Raw genomic sequence first — 16,798 nt, forward strand, 5'->3', positions numbered from 1 at the left:
TGTCACGGGTCGCCGGTACTCTCGACGCGTGGCTCTGTATCGCACCTATCGCCCGGCTACCTTCGCCGACGTCGTGGGGCAGGAGCACGTCACCGATCCGTTGAGCCGTGCCCTCGACTCGGGGCGCATCAACCACGCGTACCTGTTCTCCGGTCCGCGCGGGTGTGGCAAGACGTCGTCGGCGCGAATCCTGGCGCGGTCGTTGAACTGTGCCGAGGGTCCCACCTCGCGTCCGTGCGGCACCTGCACGTCGTGCGTGGCTCTCGCTCCCGGCGGTCCCGGCAACCTCGACGTCATCGAACTCGACGCAGCCAGCCATGGCGGCGTCGACGACACCCGCGAGCTGCGCGACCGCGCGTTCTATGCGCCGGCCGAGTCGCGTTATCGCGTGTTCATCGTCGACGAGGCGCACATGGTGACCAACGCCGGCTTCAACGCGCTGCTCAAGATCGTGGAGGAGCCGCCGGAGCACCTGATCTTCGTGTTCGCGACGACCGAACCCGAGAAGGTGCTGCCGACGATCCGTTCGCGTACGCACCACTACCCGTTCCGTCTGCTCGCCCCGCCGGTCATGCGCGGGCTGCTGGAGAAGATCTGTGAGCGGGAGGGCGTGACCGTCGCGCCCGAGGTCTACCCGCTGGTCATCCGTGCCGGTGGTGGTTCGCCGCGTGACTCGCTGTCGATCCTCGATCAGCTCCTCGCCGGCGCCGACGACCAGGGCGTCGCCTACGAGCGCGCACTCGCACTGCTCGGCGTCACCGACGTCGCACTCATCGACACCGCCGTCGACGCGCTGGCGTCGGCCGACGGCGCGGCTCTGTTCGGGGCCGTCGAGAAGGTCGTCGACGCGGGGCACGACCCACGACGCTTCGCGGTCGATCTCCTCGAACGGCTCCGCGACCTGATCCTGCTGCAGGCCGTTCCCGATGCCGCCGACCGCGGCCTGGTCGAGGCGCCCGGTGATCAGCTCGCACGCATGCAGAGCCAGATCGAGACGCTCGGCCCCGCCTCGTTGACGCGCTTCGCCGAGATCGTGCACGACGCCCTCGGCGAGATGCGCGGAACCACGTCACCGCGCCTCCTGCTCGAGGTGATGTGCGCGCGCATGCTGCTGCCCGGCGTGTCGAACGACGACGCCGCTCTGCTGCAGCGGCTCGAGCGTCTGGAGTCGGGAATCGGCACCACGTCGATCCCGGTGCCCGCGAAACCCGCTGAGCCCGAACCGGAACCGAAGTTCGTGCGTCCGTCGCAGCGCAAGGCGATGGAAGAGGCGAAGGCGGCCGAGGAGGCACGCCGCACTGCGGCCGAGGTTGCCGAGGCCGACACCCCGGTCGCCGCGCCCGCTCCGGAACCCACCGCGCCCGAACCGCCTGTGCCGGCGGTGAAGCCCGCGGCGGTCGAACCGGCGCCGGCCGAACCCGCCTCTGCACCTGCGGTTTCCGAGCCCGACCCGGCGCCGCCCGCCGCGGAGCCGGTCGCTGCCGCACCGCCGGTGGACGTGGTTGCCGCCGTCGAGACCGACGACGCGGACATGCTCGAGGAGCTGGGTGTCGAGCAGCCCGCGCTCGACGCCATCCCCGATCCCGACGCGCTTCCCGACCCCGACGCCCTGCCGGAACCCGAGGCGCTCGATCTCGGGGATCTCGACGCCGCCGACGCCGACACTCCCGACACCGAGACCCTCGACACCGAGACCCTCGACGCCGAGGCTCTCGAAGTCGACGCTGCGGCACCGACTCTCGACCTTCCCGGGGCAGAGCCCGAGGCAGAGAACATCGCGCCGGCCCCGGTCTCGGAACCCGTACGCCCTGGCGTCCGGAACGGCGGCACCCCGACGGCACCGGAACCGCCCTGGCGGGCACCCGTGGCCGAACCGGCTCCGGAGCCGACCCGGGAACCCACTGCCGAGCCGGCCCAGCCGGCCTACACCGACGACATCCCGTTGCCGGACGAGCCGGTCGACGAGTACTCGGTCCCGCCGCCCGACGCGATGCCGGTCCGGGCGAAGCGCCCCGAACCGGAGCCAGAACCGGAACCGGAACCAGAACCGGCTCCCTCGGGCGGGCTCGACGCCGACGCGATCCGCAAACGCTATCCGGAGATCCGGGCCGCGGTGCGGGAGCGGTCGAAGAGTCTCGAGCCGATGTTGTCTGCGGCGGTCATCGCCGATCTCGAGGGCACCACGGTGGTGCTCGGCCACCCGGTCGAGGTGCTCGTCGGACGACTCTCGGCACCGCACGCGGTGACGATCATCCGGGAGGCGCTTTCCGAGGTCTTCGGCACACCGCTCGACGTGCGCACCGTGCATCAGGCGCCGGGCACTGCGGTCGCGTCGTCGGCGGCCGGTGGCGCACAGTCCGCGAAGCAGCAGGCCAAGCCCCGGCAGTCGTATTCACGCCCGAGCCGGTCTCGTGACCAGTCGGCGGCTGCGCCTCCGCCGCCCGAACCGGTGGCCGAGCCGGAGGAGCCCGAGCCGCCACGCGCGGACGAGGACATCCCCGACGAGGAGCGGGCCGAGATGGTCGCCGACGCACGCACCGGAGCCCCCGAACAACGTCTCGATCCCGATCAGGTCGCGCTCGAACTTCTCAAGTCCGAGCTCGGGGCACGACCGATCGAGTGACCGTCGAGACGAAGGGCTGGTAGAACGCAGAGATGCAGATCCGATCGGTCCTACGTCTGACCACGGCGCCGGCAGCAATGGCTGCGGCGCTGACGTTGTCGATGGCATGTGCCGAGGCGGCTCCCGTCGACTCGCCGTCGCCGACGCCGAGGCACTCCGTCGACCGGCAGACACGCGCGGTCGGCCTCGTCGACGTGAAGAGCGTCGTCGCGGACGCAGTGCTGGATCTGCGCTACGCGACGACCGACAACTTCGTCGGTGAGCGGCTGTATCCGCCGGATGCTCGCTGTCTGGTGCACGAGTCGATGGCGCCGGGTCTGAGGACCGCGGCCCAGAAACTTCGGGCCGGGGGTCAGACGCTGGTGTTCTGGGATTGCTACCGGCCGCATTCGGTGCAGCAGAAGATGTTCCAGAAGGTCCCCGACCCGGCGTGGGTCGCAGCCCCGGGTCCGTACTCGACCAGCCATGAGACCGGTCGTTCGGTCGACGTCACCCTGGCGGTCCGCAGTCCGGGCTGTCCGGCCCCGCGCAAGATCGGCAACCTCTGTCGCGTCGACATGGGCACCGACTTCGACTCGTTTACCCCGCGTGCGAACGCATATGCGACACAGGGGGTCTCGGCGCCGGCGCAGGCTGCTCGGGCGCGATTGCGCCAGGCGATGGCCGACGGAGGACTGACCGTCTATTCCGGCGAATGGTGGCACTTCGACGGCCCGGGCGCGGACGTGCGCCGGCCGATCGTCGACGTCCCCCTGGTCTGAGCCGCCCTGGCCTGAACAATCCCGGGACCTCGACGACGGGACCCCGCCGGGCATCCGACGGGGTCTCGTTGGTCGAGCAGGCTCAGGCGTTCCACCAGGGCCGCAGGGGGACCTGATGGCCGCCGCGGTCGTCGAGCTTGGTCGCCAGCACGTGATGGAGCTGGATGATGTTGCGGTCGAAGCCGATCCGGCATCCCGCCATGTACAGGCCCCACAGGCGGGCGGTGCCCTCGCCGACCTCGGCCACGGCCTCGTCCCAGTGCTCGACGAGGTTGGCGTTCCAGTCGCGCAGGGTCATCGCGTAGTGCTCGCGGAAGTTCTCCTCGTGGAGCACTTCCATGCCGCCGATGTCCTGGAGCTTGGAGATGATCTTGCCCGAGCCGGTGAGCTCCCCGTCGGGGAAGACGTAGCGGTCGATGAACGAACCCGCCTTGCTGCGGCTCGCGTTGTCGGGCCGGGTGATGCAATGGTTCAACAGCATTCCGCCCGGTCGCAGCTTGTCGCGCATGAAACCGAAGTAGGCCGGGTAGTTGCCGACGCCGATGTGCTCGGTCAGGCCGATCGACGAGACCGCGTCGAAACCGGATTCGGTGATGTCGCGGTAGTCGCTGTGACGCACCTCGGCGAAGTCCGAGAGTCCTTCGTCGACGATGGCCTTCTGGGCCCACTCCGCCTGCTCGGCCGACAGCGTCGCGCCGATCGCGTGCACCCCGCGCTTGGCGGCGTAGCGGACCATTCCGCCCCAGCCGCAACCGATGTCGAGGAGCCGGTCACCGGGCTTGAGGCGCAGCTTCTCGAAGATGAGGCGGTACTTGTTGTCCTGGGCGGTCTCGAGCGACGCGTCGTGGTCGGGGTACACCGCACACGTGTAGGTCATCGACGGGCCGAGGACCCACTCGTAGAAGGTGTTCGAGACGTCGTAGTGGTAGTGGATGACCTCGGCGTCACGAGCTTTGCTGTGGCGCAGGCCCTCCGCGAAACGGCGCCAGCGCGGTACGGCCTCCTGCGGCGGCGGGGCGATCGGCTTGAAGTGTTCGATGCCGAGCGAGCGCGCGATCTGTGCCAGGGCCAGCGGCGACGGACGGTGGAAGTCCAGATCGCTCGCGAGCGCCTTCAGCGCGGGGTACGGATCGCCGGGGTGTGCGCCGATGAGTTCGAGGTCACCGGCGATATAGGCGCGGGCCAGACCGAGATCGCCGGGCGCCGTGACGAGGTAGGTGGTGCCGCGCGGAGTCTTCAGGTTGAGGCCGTACTGGGCGTCGGCCGGGCCTGCGCTGCTGCCGTCGTACGCCGAGATCCGGATGGACAGGTTGCCGCCCAGGAGGGTCTCGAAGATCTCCGACAGGGACATCTTCCCCGAATGGGAGTCCGCACCGATCGGTGCGTCTTTGAATGTCGTCATTGGCGTTTCACCGCTTTCGCATAGAGGTCCAGAAGGCGGCCGCGGGGGTCGTACCGCTTCTTCAGGAGCCGATAACTCTCTCCGCCGTAGAGTTCGTCGAACTCTTCCGGCTCGTAGAAACTTTCCGAGTACAGCGACTTGTGGCCGTCGAGTTCGGCGACCTTGCGTTCGATGATCTTGTTGGTGTGCCCGGGATCGCCCGGGGTGACCGGCACGGCCGACCAGAAGCCGACGTTGACGTAGGCGCGTTGCGGTTCGAGCGGGTAGAGCGGCCACGGGCGCACCGGATCCGAACCCGGCAGGGCCGGTTCGCGAAGGCGCAGCGGGCACAGCCAGATCGGTTCGATCGGAATGTTGTCCAGGAACCATTCGACGTAGTCGGTGGTGTGCTCGATCGGCACCTCGATGTCCTGCACGACCCGTTCGCCCGGCGGGAGGCCCTTGCGGGCGTTGAGGCGGTCGCCGATGTCCCAGCGCTGGTCGAGTCCGATCAGCTTCCAGTAGAAGCTGCTGCGCAGGTAGCGCTTCGGCCACCAGCGGCGGATCTTCGGATTCTGTGCCCCGAACGCCCGTGAGCACCAGAACCAGTCGGTGTCCCAGCGCCAGAGGTAGTCGTGGATGGTGAGACGGTCGGTGGTCTTGTTCTGAACCGACCGGTAGTAGATGTCCATCCCGGTGTAGTCGCTGACCGGGCCTTCCTCGTCGGTCTGGCGTCCGAGCGTGAGGTAGGACTCGTGGGCGGAGAACACGACTCCGTCGAGGTAGTCGACCTGTTCGCCGTCGTAGGTCTTCTCGGTGACGATCGTCTCCATCGTCGCCTGCAGCTCGGCGATCGAGGTGAATCGCACGTGCCGCAACGCGACGTAGGGCTTCACCGGTTCGAGCTCGATGCGCAGACGGACCGAATAGCCCAGCGTGCCATAGGAGTTCGGGAAGCCGAAGAACAGGTCGGCGTGCTCGTTGGTGGGCGTCGCGGTGATGATCTCGCCGTCGCCGGTCAGGATGTCGATCTCCGACACCGACTCATGCGGCAGTCCGGAACGGAACGACGTGCTCTCGATACCCAGGCCGGTCACCGCGCCGCCGAGGGTGATCGTCTTGAGTTGCGGGACCACCAGTGGTGCCAGACCGTAGGGCAGGGTCGCCGCGACCAGGTTCTCGTAGGTGCACATCCCGGCGACGTCGGCGGTGCGGGCATCGGGATCGACCGAGATCACCCGGTCGAGTCCGGAGACGTCCAGTCCGGGATGTGGATTGGCTGCGCGCTTACGGAAGAGGTTCGACGTCTTCTTCGCAAGGCGCACGGTCGCGTTCGGGGGGATGGCACGATAGCTGGCCAGTAGGGCGGACACCCCCTGGTCAAATGCCTGTCCCCCCATCTCCAAGCCAGAGCTCACCCGGTTAGCCTAGGACTTGATCAGTTCGCCCGCCAATCGTTTCGTCCCGAGGAGTGTTCCATCGTGGGTCAGGTTTCCGCATCGCAGTCGATCGACATCACCGCCGCCCCGGACGCCGTCATCGGAGCCCTCGCCGACTACACCGAGGTGCGTCCGGCGATCCTCCCGGCCCACTACCGCGACTACAAGGTCATCAGCGGCGGCAACGGCGACGGCACCGTCGTGCACTGGATCCTGCAGGCCACCGAGAAGCGGCAGCGTGACGTCCAGGCCACCGTCAGCGTGACCCCGGACACCGTGACCGAGCGCGACGCCAACTCCACGATGGTGACGACCTACACGGTCGCCCCGTCGGGCAGCGGTTCGCGCGTCACGACCACCACCACCTGGAAGGGTGCCGGTGGCATCGGCGGCTTCTTCGAGAAGACCTTCGCGCCCAAGGGGCTCAACCGCATTCAGGCCGAGGTGCTCGGCAATCTCAAGAAGCGCCTCGAGAACTGACCCCGCGCAGGAGGGGGCGGGCGCGGCCTTCGCCGCTCCCGATCCGGGACGGCGTCGACTCGACACGGGTGGTGCTGCGGTCCGGGCCGGAATGCACCGTCGCCGAGGCACTGCTGGCGTCGCCGAGCCTCGCGGATCTCGGGATCGAGGAGTTGCACGCGCGTGCCGCGGCCGGCGAGATCGTCGACGCCGACGGGCAGCCCGTCGACCTCGACGCGCCGTCGCGGGTGAACGTCTCGCTCTACCTGTACCGCGACCTGCCCGACGAGGTCCCGATCCCGTTCGACGTCCCGGTGCTCTACCGCGACGAGAACATCGTCGTCGTGGACAAGCCGCATTTCCTGTCCACCATGCCGCGGGGTCGTCACGTGACGCAGACCGCGCTGGTACGACTCCGCCGCGAACTGGGCAGCGACACGATCTCGCCGGCCCACCGCTTGGACCGGCTCACCGCCGGTGTTCTGCTCTTCACGCTGCGGCCCGAGGTCCGGGCGGCGTATCATGACCTGTTCGCCTCCCGGCTGGCGCGCAAGGAGTACCGCGCGCTGGCGCCGGTCGACGAGAGACTCACCGAGACCGTCACCGTGCGCGACCGGATCGAAAAAACCGCCGGTGACCTGCGGGCCCGCGTCGTCGACGGGCCGGTCAACGCCATCAGCGACGTCACCCTCGTCGAACAGACCGACCGTGGCGGCGTCTACCGGCTGGTGCCGCACACCGGACGCACGCACCAGCTGCGGCTGCACATGTCGTCCCTGGGTGTGCCCATCGTCGACGATCCGCTGTATCCCGACGTACGCCCCGAGCTCGCGGAACGGGCCGATCACGGGGACTTCTCTTCCCCGCTGCGGCTCGTCGCACACGCCCTGGAGTTCACGGACCCGCTCGACGGGACGGAGCGCCGGTTCGTGAGCCGTCGCTCGGTGGTGTCCTGAAATGCCGCCCCTGGTGGATTTCGGCGGCTGACCTCGGGGCGGGCGGCAGAAGTACCCTGGCGACCGTGACCATCCGCGCGTCGTACGAACGACACCCCGACCTGGGCTGCGAGGCCGTCGTGTTCATCGACGACGAGTCGCTGGCGTGTTTCCAGATCCAGCGAGATCTCACCGGCGGCCCCCGGGCCGACGAACACTGCGTCACCACCGGGGCGAGTGCGCCAATCTACGGCGGGATCGTCGAGTGGCGGCGGGTCGAGGACCGTTTCGAGTTCTCTCTCACACGACGAGCCGGTCATCTGTTCGGCGACGAGGTGCTGTCCTTCGAGATCAGCCCGGTCGACGAGGTGAGCGTCGACGACATCGCCGCGCATGTCGATCGATTGTTGCGCTGACCCGGGGGCTACCCTGGACGGCGTGACGCAACCATTCGATCCCAGCGCATTGTTCGGCGGCGGCCAGGGCGGCGAGAACCCGATGGCGGGTCTGCTGGCCCAGGCGCAGCAGATGCAGGAGAAGCTCCTGTCGGCACAGAACGAGATCGCCGCGGCGGAGATCGTCGGGAGCGCGGGCAACGGCCTGGTCACCGTGACCGGCAACGGCACCGGCGAGGTGACCGCGGTGTCCATCGACCCCAAGGTCGTCGACCCCGAGGATGTGGAGACCCTGCAGGATCTGCTGCTCGGCGCGCTCGCCGACCTGTCGCAGAAGCGTGAGCAGCTCACGAGCGAGAAGATGGGTCCGCTGGCCGGAGGCCTCGGCGGCGGCATCCCCGGGCTCGGCGGCTGATCGCGCCCGCCGCGCGATCCTTCCCACCACACCAGAGAACCCGGGCACGCGATGTATGAAGGACCGATCCAGGATCTGATCGACGAACTGGCCAAACAGCCGGGGCTCGGTCCCAAGGGTGCGCAGCGGATCGCCTTCCATCTGCTCGCGGGGGAGAAGTCCGACATCGACCGGCTGATCGCCGCGCTCGGACGCGTGCGCGACGACGTCGTGTTCTGCGCCGAATGCGGAAACGTGTCGGCGAACCGGCTGTGCCGGATCTGCTCGGATGCGCGACGCGATGCCACCAAGATCTGCGTCGTCGAAGAACCCAAGGATGTGCACGCGATCGAGCGGACCAAGGAGTTCACCGGTCGCTACCACGTGCTCGGCGGGGCCCTTGATCCGTTGTCGGGGATCGGGCCCGACCAACTCCGTATCCGCGAGCTGCTGCGTCGGCTCGCCAATCAGGAGGACGGCGTCGACGTCAGCGAGGTGATCGTCGCGACCGACCCCAACACCGAGGGCGAGGCCACCGCCACCTACCTGCAGCGCATGCTCAAGGATTTCCCCGGGCTGTCGGTGACGCGCCTGGCGTCGGGTCTGCCGATGGGCGGCGACCTCGAGTTCGCCGACGAACTGACCCTCGGCCGGGCCCTGTCCGGGCGCCGGATTCTCGCCTGAGGAACCGAACGCGGGCGTACCTCGTGAGCCCGGCTAAGGTCGGGGAGTGATATCGCTGAAGCGGGGGCGTCGACGAGTCCGGGTGATCGCGGCGGGGGTGGCCGCTGTCGCCGTCGCCGGCCTGGCGGACACGGCACGGGTCGTGGCTCCCGCCGGGGCTGCGGTGCCCGAGCTGGAATGGACGTCATGTCCCGCCGTGCACGGCGTGCCGGCGAGCGTCCGGTGTGCCGCGGTCGAGGTCCCGCTGAATCACGCCAAGCCGAACGGGCCCACGATCGAGCTGTTGGTGAGCCGTGTTCCCGCACGCGATCGGGCGCAGCGCCGCGGTGTCCTGATGGGCAACCCGGGAGGCCCCGGCGGCGACGGGATCGCGATGTTCAGCCAGTTGCGTGTGCCGGACGAGGTGCGCGATCAGTGGGATCTCGTTGCGGTGCAGCCGCGTGGGCTGGTGTCGGGCACTCCGCTCAAGTGTGACCCGATCACCGGATCGGAGCCCGAAACCTTCACCGCCGCAGGGAAACTCAATCGAGATCGGTGCGAACGGCAAACGCCGGGTGTCGGGTCGACCCTCACCACGGAGAACACCGCACGCGACATCGAGGTGGTCCGTCGGGCGCTGGGCGAGTCCGCGATCAGCCTGTACGGCATCTCCTACGGGACGTTGCTCTTCGCGACCTACGCGACGCTGTTCCCCCAGCGGGTGGATCGCATGGTCCTCGATTCCGGCTTCGATCCCGGCGTCGTGTGGAACGCACTCCTGGATACGCAGACCCCCGGTTACAAGGCCCGCGTCCACGCCATGATGGCCTGGATCGCCCGAAACGATCGCATCTACCATCTCGGTGCCACTCCGCTTGCCGTGTACCGGAAGTGGAGCAACCGTGTCAGCGCCGAGGCGGGCGTCCCGCCGTCTCTGGTCGCGCCACCGGCACGGGTCGGGGACGTTCCGCCGGGGCTTCGCGCCGTCGCCGACCAGTACATCGCCGGGACCGACCTGACCGCGGATGCGCGTGCACGGTTCGAGAACTTCGTTGCGACGCTGCTGACACCCGGTTCGGTGCAGGCGAACTCGGGACTCCTGATCCTGACGCGGGCGTTTGCGCCCGATCGGAACCTCTGGCCGGTCATCGCGATGATGACGGCCGGTACCGCCCGGAAGTTCGCCGAGCCCCCACCCGCGGTTCTCGAAGCTGCGACGGTCTCACAGGACATGCAGGGGATCGTCCTGTGCAACGAGAACCAGGTGCCGGCCGACCCGTCGATGAGCCTCCCGGCGTTCATCACCGGCTACGTCACCGCCGACCCGTTCGAGGCGCCGGGATTCGTCTACCGGTCGGGGATGGCCTGTGCGGGAGCGGCTCCGGTCACCCGCCCGATCCAGATCCGGAATCGGGGCCTCGCCGTACGGCCGTTGCAGATCCAGAGCATCGGCGATCCCCAGACGCCGTACCGCGGAAGCCTGGTCATGCGGCGGCAGATGGACAGCCACCTGATCACCGTCGGCGGGGGAGACCACGGTCAGTTGGGCCGTGCGAACCGGCCGCTCGACGCCGCCATCGCCGAGTACCTGCGGACCGGGCGGACCGCGGTCACCCGTGTCCCGGAGGCGCCGATCACCGCACCACTGACCACGTTCCCGCCGGGTCTGTCCGCGGGTGTGGCGGTGCGGTGACGGCGGCCGACCGCGTCGCCCCCGAGATCGGTGCGCGGGTCGCCGAACTCGCCGGGCAGCTCGACTCGGGCATCGTCGCCATCGACGGACCGTCGGGAGCGGGCAAGTCGACGGTCGCGGATCTACTGGTCGCGCAACTGCGTGAGCGGGGCGCCGGGGTGACGCTGGTGCGCACCGACGACTTCGCCTCCTGGGACGACCCGGTCGCCTGGTGGCCCGAACTGGAAGCCGATGTGCTGCATTCCTTCGTCCGGCGATGGGACTACCGCTATCGGCCTCGGGTGTGGCGCGACGGTGTCGCGACGCCCGGGCCGCCGGTGTGGATCGAGTGGCAGCCGCTGCTGATCATCGAAGGGGTGTCGTCGGCGCGGCGTCGCATCGCCGACCGGTTGACCCACGCCCTGTGGCTCGACGGCGGAACCGAGGCCGAGCGTCTGGAGCGGGCCGTCGCACGGGACGGCGAGGGGTCGCGCGCCCACCTGCAGCAATGGCAGGAGTTCGAACGCGGCTGGTTCGCGGTCGACCGCACGCGCGAACGCTGCGTCGTACTGGACTGATCGCTCCACCGCCGCTCGCGGTTACTGTCGGATATGGGCACCCGACGGCACTTTCGTGATCCGGGATTCCGTGACCTCGCGGAGCTCGATGCGCTGCTGATCGACTGTCGCGCATGCCCGCGGCTCGTCGAGTGGCGCGAACAGGTGGCCCGTGAGAAGCGTCGGGCGTTCGCCGACCAGGAGTACTGGGGACGGCCGGTCCCGGGCATCGGACCGGCGGATGCGCGGTTGCTGATCGTGGGTCTCGCGCCGGCCGCCCACGGCGGCAATCGCACCGGCCGGATGTTCACCGGCGACCAGTCCGGTGACTTCCTGTTCTCCGCCATGTATCTCGCCGGCCTGGTGAGTCAGCCGCACTCGGTGTCGATGGACGACGGGCTGGAACTGTTCGACACCCGGATCACCGCGCCCGTGCACTGCGCTCCGCCGCAGAACAAACCGACGGTCGAGGAGCGGGACCGGTGCTCGCACTGGCTGCACGGTGAGCTCGAATTGCTCGCTCCGACGGCGCGATCCGTGATCACGCTGGGCGCCTTCGGTTGGCAGTCGACGCTGCGCACGTTCGGCGCGCTCGGCTGGACGGTGCCGCGGCCGGCGCCGAAGTTCGGGCACGGCGCGTCGACGATCCTGACCCGCGGCGACGCGGTCCTCGAGGTGTTCGGGTGCTACCACGTGAGTCAGCACAACACCTTCACCGGACGGCTGACCGTCGAGATGCTCGTGGACGTGCTGAAAGCCGCGGCGGAGTCCGCGGGGATCGTGCCGGGGGAGTGAGTGCCTACCGCCGCCGGCCGGCGGCGAGGCGTTCCTTGCGCAACCGGCTGACCTCCGGGAGGTCCAGCGGCGCAAGCGATTCGACGCCCACCGCGGTCGCGAGTAGGTGGTCGGCGAGCTCCGGGTTGCGAGCCAGCGCCGGACCGTGCATGTAGGTGCCGAGCGCGCTGCCCTGCACGACGCCCTCGGTGCCGTCGCCGACGCCGTTGCCGACGCCGTGCTTCACACGTCCGAGCGGCTTGGCATCGGAGCCCAACGTTGTTCCGCCGCGGTGGTTCTCGAAGCCGGTGAGCGGCTGCGTGAGCGCGGCGAGCGTCGGTTCGGTGACCAGTTCGCCGATGCTGCGCTTCTCCTGCGGTGCGGTGGTCAGGTCGAACAGCGAGATGCCGTCGACCCGTTCACCGGCCGAGGTCTCGTACCAGTGGCCGAGCACCTGGATGGCCGCGCAGATCGCGAGGACCGGGCGTCCCGCCGCCGCGGCCTGCTGCAGGCCGGGGTAACGGGTCAGGTGGCGGGTGGCCAGACGCTGGGCGTAGTCCTCGGCGCCACCGAGGGTGTAGACGTCGAGGGAGTTCGGTACCGGGTCGTCGAGCGTGATGTGCACGACCTCGGCGTCGATCCCGCGCATGATGGCGCGACGCTTGAGGACGAGGGCGTTGCCGCCGTCGCCGTAGGTGCCCATGACGTCGGGCAGGACCAGCCCGATCCGCAGCGTCGACTCGCTCACTGTTCGGCCTTTCGTGCACGTGCCGCGCGTTCCATGGCGATACCCAGATCGCGGAAGGCGGTGTAGTTGGCGAGCACCTCGACGCGTCCCGGCGGACACGAGGCGATCGCCGCCATCGGGTCGGGGATGGTGGTGTGCTCGGCGCCCGCGTAGAGCAGGCGCACCGACAGGTCGGCGGCCCGCTCGCCGGCGGCGACCACCTGCATCGTCTCGAAGGCCTCGAATCGCACGTCCCACAGCCAGGAGAGGTCCTCGCCATCGGGAACCTGTCCGTTGACCGCGATGACCAGGCCGTCGGCGTCCTGGTCGATCATCGACAGGGCCTCCTGCCAGCCGGCCGGGTTCTTCGCGAGAAGCGTACGGACGGAGTGGTTCCCGACCTGGTGGACGCCGTAACGACCGGCGACCTCGCCGACCGTCCCGACCGCGGCGACGGCTTTGCCCGGGTCCGCGCCCATCGCGACGGCGGCGGCCACCGCCTGCGTCGCGTTACCGCGGTTGGCCCGGCCGGGGACGGCCAGGGTCAGGGGAGCGGAGAAGCCGCCGGGGCCGTAGATGTTCTCGTCGTCGAACCACCAGTCGGGCGTGGGTCGGCGGAAGTTCTCGTCTCCGGTCGACTGCCAACCGTCGCCGGACCGCACGATCGGTTCGCCGGTGCGGGGACAGCTCACCGAGTCGCCGACCCAGCCGGCGCCCGCGGCCACCCACACCACGTCGGGCGCGTCGAAGGCGGCCGAGGTGACCAGGACGTCGTCGCAGTTCGCGACCACGGTGGTCGACGGGTGACGGGCGATGCCCTCGCGGAGCCTGCGCTCGATCAGGTTGATCTCGCCGACCCGGTCGAGCTGGTCGCGCGACAGGTTCAGCAGGACCAGCACCTCGGGATCGACCGCGTCGCTGACGTGCGGTACGTGGAGTTCGTCGACCTCCAGCGCGCACAGTGGCGCGGTGCGGCTGAGGGTGAGGGTCGCGATGATGCCGGCGTCCATGTTGGCGCCGTCGGCCTGCGTGGCGACCTCGCCGAGCTCGGCCATCGCGGCGGCGGTCATCCGGGTGGTCGTCGACTTGCCGTTGGTGCCGGTGATGATCGCGGAGCGTTTGCCGGCGGCGAGACGACGCATGATGTCGGGATCGATCTTGGCGGCGACGAGGCCGCCGATCATCGAACCCTTGCCGCGGCCCGCGGTGCGCGATGCCCAGCGAGCCGCTGCGGCCGCGGCCAGCGCGACCGAGGTGCGGGCGGGCACACGGGTGCTCGGGCGAGATGCGGATCCGGCAGACGATGGACGGTCGGGCATGGCCACGAGTGTTCCACAGGGCGGATGCCCGGGTTGCTCGTGCCGACAGGCGACCAGCAAGTAGGCTCGGCGACTGTGAGCCGCGACACTTATCTCCGCCTGTCCCTGCCCGCACGAATCCAACGTGGCGTGCTACTCGCCGCGGCGAGGATTCCCGACGCCGCGATGGCGGTTCTCGGCCGGCGTGCGCCCGTCAACTCCGATGGTGAGCGGGTGGCACCGGAATTCGTCGCGGTCGGCTGGTCCACCGAGCACGTCCCGGGGTCGAATCCGTTCGCGGGTGAGGTCCACCAGTCGCGCGCCAGTACGGATGAGCTCGGCGCCGCGATGGCCGAGAAACTGCCGCCGATGGCCGTCGAGGAAGACCTGGTCATCGACGGTCCGGCCGGTCCGATCCCGGCCACGCGCTACCGCTCGTCGACCGAGTCGGACGGGCTCGTCGTCTACTTCCACGGCGGTGGGTTCGTCACCGGCAGCCGGATCAGCCACGACACCTTCGTGCGTCGGCTCGCGCACGGCACCGGACTCGACGTGCTGTCGGTCGAGTACCGGCTCGCACCCGAGAATCCGTTCCCTGCCGGAGTCGACGACGCCGTCGCGGCCTGGCATTTCGCCGTGGACACGGCACCGCGGTGGGGTCTCGATCCCGCGCGGATCGTCGTCTCCGGGGACAGCGCGGGCGGAAACCTCGCGACCGTGGTCTCCCGACTCGTCCGCGACGAGCCGGTCACACCGGTCTTCCAGCTGCTCATCTACCCGGTCACCGACGCCACCGCGGAGACCCCCTCGCGTCGTGAGTTCGCGAACGGGTACTTCCTGACCCTGGACGGAATCCACTGGTTCAACGACCGCTACGTGCCGGATGTCGCACAACGCAAGGACCCGCGTTGTTCGCCGCTGCTCGCCGACGACCTCAGCGGCCTTCCGCCGGCACACGTCATCGTCGCCGGGTTCGACCCACTCCGCGACGAGGGCCTCGCCTACGCGAAGAAGCTGGAGGAGGCGGGTGTACCCGTGACGCTGCGCCGAGAGGGATCGCTGATCCACGGCTTCATCAACATGACCCTGATCAGCTCCGGCGCCCGCGCGGCGGTGGACCGGATGTGCGCCGAGGTCCGGCGAGCCCTCGACGAGTCGCCCCGCGCTGACCAGGGGTCGATTGCCGGCTAGCGGTCGCGGGCTGCAGTCGCCGCGCACGCCAGGTCGACGTCGGCCGCCGAGTCCGTGTTCGTGGTCGCCGTGCTCGTGGTGGCTGTAGTCGTGGTCGGCGGCTTCGTGGATGCGGCCTCGGCCGCAACCCGCTGACGTCTGCGCGACCGCGGCCGGGCCATCACGCCGACCGCGCAGCCGCCGACGACGATCACCGCACCGACGATCTCACCGACGGTCGGGACCTCGCCGAGGAAGGCGAACGACGCGCTGATCCCCACGACGGGCACCAGCAGCGACATCGGCGACACCCGGCTCGCGTCGTTGCGGCTCAGGAGCACAGTCCACAGGCCCGCGCCGACGAGGGTTCCCAGGGCGGCCAGGTACACGAGTCCGCCGAGGGCGCGCAGGCCGGTCTCCGTGCCGATCGTCATCAGCGCGTCGAAGCCGGCGGACGGTCCCTCGATGATCAGGCTCGCCAGGTAGAGCGGCGGAGTCGCGACGACGGCCATCCACATGGTCATGCGGAAGGAGTCGTCGGGCTGGGCGAGACGGCCACCGATGTTGCCGATCGCCCAGCTGAGGCCACCGAGGATGGTGAGGCCGATCGGGAGGAGCGCGGCCACGCCGATGTCGCTGCCGGTCGCGCGGTCGACGGCGATCAGGCCCATGCCGCCGACTGCGACGATCAGGCCCACCACCTGTGCGACCGTCATCCGTTCACGCAGGAACAGCACGCCGAGAACCACGGTGAAGGGCGCCGACGTCTGCAACACCAGCGAGGCCAGTCCGGCCGGCATCCCCAGGCTCATCGCCAGGAACAGGAACATGAACTGCACGGTCCCGAACCCCGCCACGTAGACGAGGAACCACTTGAGGCGGACCTTGGGAAAACGCACGAACAGGATGACCGGGATCGCCATGACGGCGAAGCGCAGCGCTGCCAGAAAGAACGGCGGGAAGTGTTCGAGACTGAAGTGGATCGCGACGAAGTTCAGTCCCCACAAGAACACGACGCAGAGGCGAGCAACCGGTCACGAGTGGACATGACCACCATCGTCCGAGGCGGCGCGATGAAGGACAATCGAATTTAAGCGGAAGGATTGTTCAGATCATCTGAACAATCCGTCCCACGTGCATCGTGGGTCACTGCTGTGCTGCGGCGACCTTCGCCCGGACGTCGTCCATGTCGAGAGCCTCGACCGCGCCGATGAGCTCCTCGAGCTGTGCGGCGGGGAGCGCTCCGGGCTGGTTGAACACGAGGATGCCGTCGCGGAAGGCCATCAGCGTCGGAATCGACTGGATGCCGAGGCTACCGGCGAGCTGCTGCTCGGCCTCGGTGTCGATCTTGCCGAAGAAGATGTCGGTGTGGGACTCGGAGGCCTTCTCGAACACGGGGCCGAACATGCGGCACGGGCCGCACCAGCTCGCCCAGAAGTCGAGAAGCACGATGCCGTCGGCCTCGATGGTGGGTTGAAAGGTTTCCAGGGTCACGTCTTGTGTTGCCATGATCGGCACAACCGATTCGGGGGTGGAGACATTCCTTGTCG

16 protein-coding genes and 1 pseudogene are annotated in these 16,798 nt (G+C 69.2%); 11 read left to right on the forward strand and 6 right to left on the reverse strand.

All coding sequences use genetic code 11. The annotated features are described in order from the left end of the window. The first annotated feature begins 28 nt into the window (after positions 1–28). Together GOALK_RS11330 and GOALK_RS11335 are read left to right on the forward strand one after the other, a co-directional pair. Positions 29–2,623, forward strand: coding sequence for a DNA polymerase III subunit gamma and tau (locus tag GOALK_RS11330; RefSeq protein ID WP_006358957.1), 2,595 nt, complete (start codon positions 29–31; stop codon positions 2,621–2,623). A gap of 32 nt (positions 2,624–2,655) precedes the next feature. After that, on the forward strand, positions 2,656–3,384 hold the full coding sequence (locus GOALK_RS11335; protein WP_006358958.1) for a M15 family metallopeptidase: 729 nt from the start codon (positions 2,656–2,658) through the stop codon (positions 3,382–3,384). 82 nt (positions 3,385–3,466) lie between these two features. On the opposite strand, the gene GOALK_RS11340 is transcribed toward GOALK_RS11335, so the two are convergent. Both GOALK_RS11340 and GOALK_RS11345 read right to left on the reverse strand, forming a co-directional pair. Then, the gene (locus GOALK_RS11340) at positions 3,467–4,786 is read right to left on the reverse strand and encodes a class I SAM-dependent methyltransferase (RefSeq protein WP_006358959.1); all 1,320 of its coding nucleotides are present in this window, start codon (positions 4,784–4,786) and stop codon (positions 3,467–3,469) included. Further along, positions 4,783–6,165 (reverse strand): FAD-binding oxidoreductase, encoded by a 1,383-nt coding sequence (locus tag GOALK_RS11345; protein ID WP_006358960.1) that lies wholly within the window; start codon positions 6,163–6,165, stop codon positions 4,783–4,785. Before GOALK_RS11345 ends, GOALK_RS11340 begins: the two co-directional genes overlap by 4 nt. A gap of 81 nt (positions 6,166–6,246) precedes the next feature. Here GOALK_RS11345 and GOALK_RS11350 point away from each other — a divergent pair, with 81 nt between their 5' ends. The 8 genes from GOALK_RS11350 to GOALK_RS11385 all read left to right on the forward strand — a co-directional run bounded on the left by GOALK_RS11350 (position 6,247) and on the right by GOALK_RS11385 (position 12,074). Next, positions 6,247–6,684: an SRPBCC family protein gene (locus tag GOALK_RS11350; protein WP_006358961.1), complete on the forward strand. Its 438-nt coding sequence runs from the start codon at positions 6,247–6,249 to the stop codon at positions 6,682–6,684. Between the two features lie 68 nt (positions 6,685–6,752). After that, positions 6,753–7,619, forward strand: coding sequence for a pseudouridine synthase (locus GOALK_RS11355; RefSeq protein ID WP_006358962.1), 867 nt, complete (start codon positions 6,753–6,755; stop codon positions 7,617–7,619). A gap of 65 nt (positions 7,620–7,684) precedes the next feature. Further along, complete coding sequence (locus GOALK_RS11360; protein WP_006358963.1) at positions 7,685–8,014, forward strand: hypothetical protein; 330 nt, start codon at positions 7,685–7,687, stop codon at positions 8,012–8,014. Then, a complete protein-coding gene (locus GOALK_RS11365) occupies positions 7,992–8,408 on the forward strand; it encodes a YbaB/EbfC family nucleoid-associated protein (protein WP_005199059.1) in 417 nt (138 codons plus the stop codon). The genes GOALK_RS11360 and GOALK_RS11365 overlap by 23 nt, the downstream gene beginning before the upstream one ends. A gap of 51 nt (positions 8,409–8,459) precedes the next feature. Next, a complete protein-coding gene (gene recR, locus GOALK_RS11370) occupies positions 8,460–9,071 on the forward strand; it encodes a recombination mediator RecR (protein ID WP_006358965.1) in 612 nt (203 codons plus the stop codon). Between the two features lie 82 nt (positions 9,072–9,153). Next, positions 9,154–10,743 (forward strand): alpha/beta fold hydrolase, encoded by a 1,590-nt coding sequence (locus GOALK_RS11375; protein ID WP_040004149.1) that lies wholly within the window; start codon positions 9,154–9,156, stop codon positions 10,741–10,743. After that, a complete protein-coding gene (locus GOALK_RS11380; RefSeq protein ID WP_006358967.1) occupies positions 10,740–11,300 on the forward strand; it encodes a uridine kinase family protein in 561 nt (186 codons plus the stop codon). The genes GOALK_RS11375 and GOALK_RS11380 overlap by 4 nt, the downstream gene beginning before the upstream one ends. Positions 11,301–11,333: 33 nt before the next feature. After that, positions 11,334–12,074, forward strand: a complete 741-nt coding sequence (locus GOALK_RS11385; protein ID WP_006358968.1) for a uracil-DNA glycosylase — start codon at positions 11,334–11,336, stop codon at positions 12,072–12,074. Between the two features lie 4 nt (positions 12,075–12,078). Here GOALK_RS11385 and GOALK_RS11390 read toward each other — a convergent pair whose 3' ends face one another. Next, the gene (locus GOALK_RS11390; RefSeq protein ID WP_006358969.1) at positions 12,079–12,801 is read right to left on the reverse strand and encodes a type 1 glutamine amidotransferase; all 723 of its coding nucleotides are present in this window, start codon (positions 12,799–12,801) and stop codon (positions 12,079–12,081) included. Further along, positions 12,798–14,099 carry a MurT ligase domain-containing protein gene (locus tag GOALK_RS11395; protein ID WP_075863644.1) on the reverse strand — a complete coding sequence of 434 codons (1,302 nt, stop codon included), beginning with the start codon at positions 14,097–14,099 and terminating at the stop codon, positions 12,798–12,800. Before GOALK_RS11395 ends, GOALK_RS11390 begins: the two co-directional genes overlap by 4 nt. Before the next feature lie 75 nt (positions 14,100–14,174). Here GOALK_RS11395 and GOALK_RS11400 point away from each other — a divergent pair, with 75 nt between their 5' ends. Continuing rightward, the gene (locus GOALK_RS11400) at positions 14,175–15,269 is read left to right on the forward strand and encodes an alpha/beta hydrolase (RefSeq protein ID WP_006358971.1); all 1,095 of its coding nucleotides are present in this window, start codon (positions 14,175–14,177) and stop codon (positions 15,267–15,269) included. Here GOALK_RS11400 and GOALK_RS11405 read toward each other — a convergent pair. Together GOALK_RS11405 and trxA are read right to left on the reverse strand one after the other, a co-directional pair. Further along, positions 15,266–16,296: pseudogene (locus GOALK_RS11405) on the reverse strand (EamA family transporter). The gene GOALK_RS11400 and the pseudogene GOALK_RS11405 sit on opposite strands and share 4 nt — an antisense overlap. 98 nt (positions 16,297–16,394) lie before the next feature. Continuing rightward, on the reverse strand, positions 16,395–16,757 hold the full coding sequence (gene trxA, locus GOALK_RS11410; protein WP_006358973.1) for a thioredoxin: 363 nt from the start codon (positions 16,755–16,757) through the stop codon (positions 16,395–16,397). Positions 16,758–16,798: the final 41 nt, after the last annotated feature.

Origin of the sequence: Gordonia alkanivorans NBRC 16433 (genome assembly GCF_000225505.1) — a bacterium.
Taxonomy (GTDB): Bacteria; Actinomycetota; Actinomycetes; order Mycobacteriales; family Mycobacteriaceae; genus Gordonia; species Gordonia alkanivorans.

Bases quoted from the DNA above. Each gene is read 5' to 3' on its own strand.
- GOALK_RS11335 (WP_006358958.1), top strand. From the start codon at position 2,656: ATGCAGATCCGATCGGTCCTACGTCTGACCACGGCGCCGGCAGCAATG.
- GOALK_RS11340 (WP_006358959.1), bottom strand. From the start codon at position 4,786: ATGACGACATTCAAAGACGCACCGATCGGTGCGGACTCCCATTCGGGG.
- GOALK_RS11345 (WP_006358960.1), bottom strand. From the start codon at position 6,165: ATGGGGGGACAGGCATTTGACCAGGGGGTGTCCGCCCTACTGGCCAGC.
- GOALK_RS11365 (WP_005199059.1), top strand. From the start codon at position 7,992: ATGTCGATCGATTGTTGCGCTGACCCGGGGGCTACCCTGGACGGCGTG.
- recR (WP_006358965.1), top strand. From the start codon at position 8,460: ATGTATGAAGGACCGATCCAGGATCTGATCGACGAACTGGCCAAACAG.
- GOALK_RS11385 (WP_006358968.1), top strand. From the start codon at position 11,334: ATGGGCACCCGACGGCACTTTCGTGATCCGGGATTCCGTGACCTCGCG.
- GOALK_RS11395 (WP_075863644.1), bottom strand. From the start codon at position 14,099: ATGCCCGACCGTCCATCGTCTGCCGGATCCGCATCTCGCCCGAGCACC.
- trxA (WP_006358973.1), bottom strand. From the start codon at position 16,757: ATGGCAACACAAGACGTGACCCTGGAAACCTTTCAACCCACCATCGAG.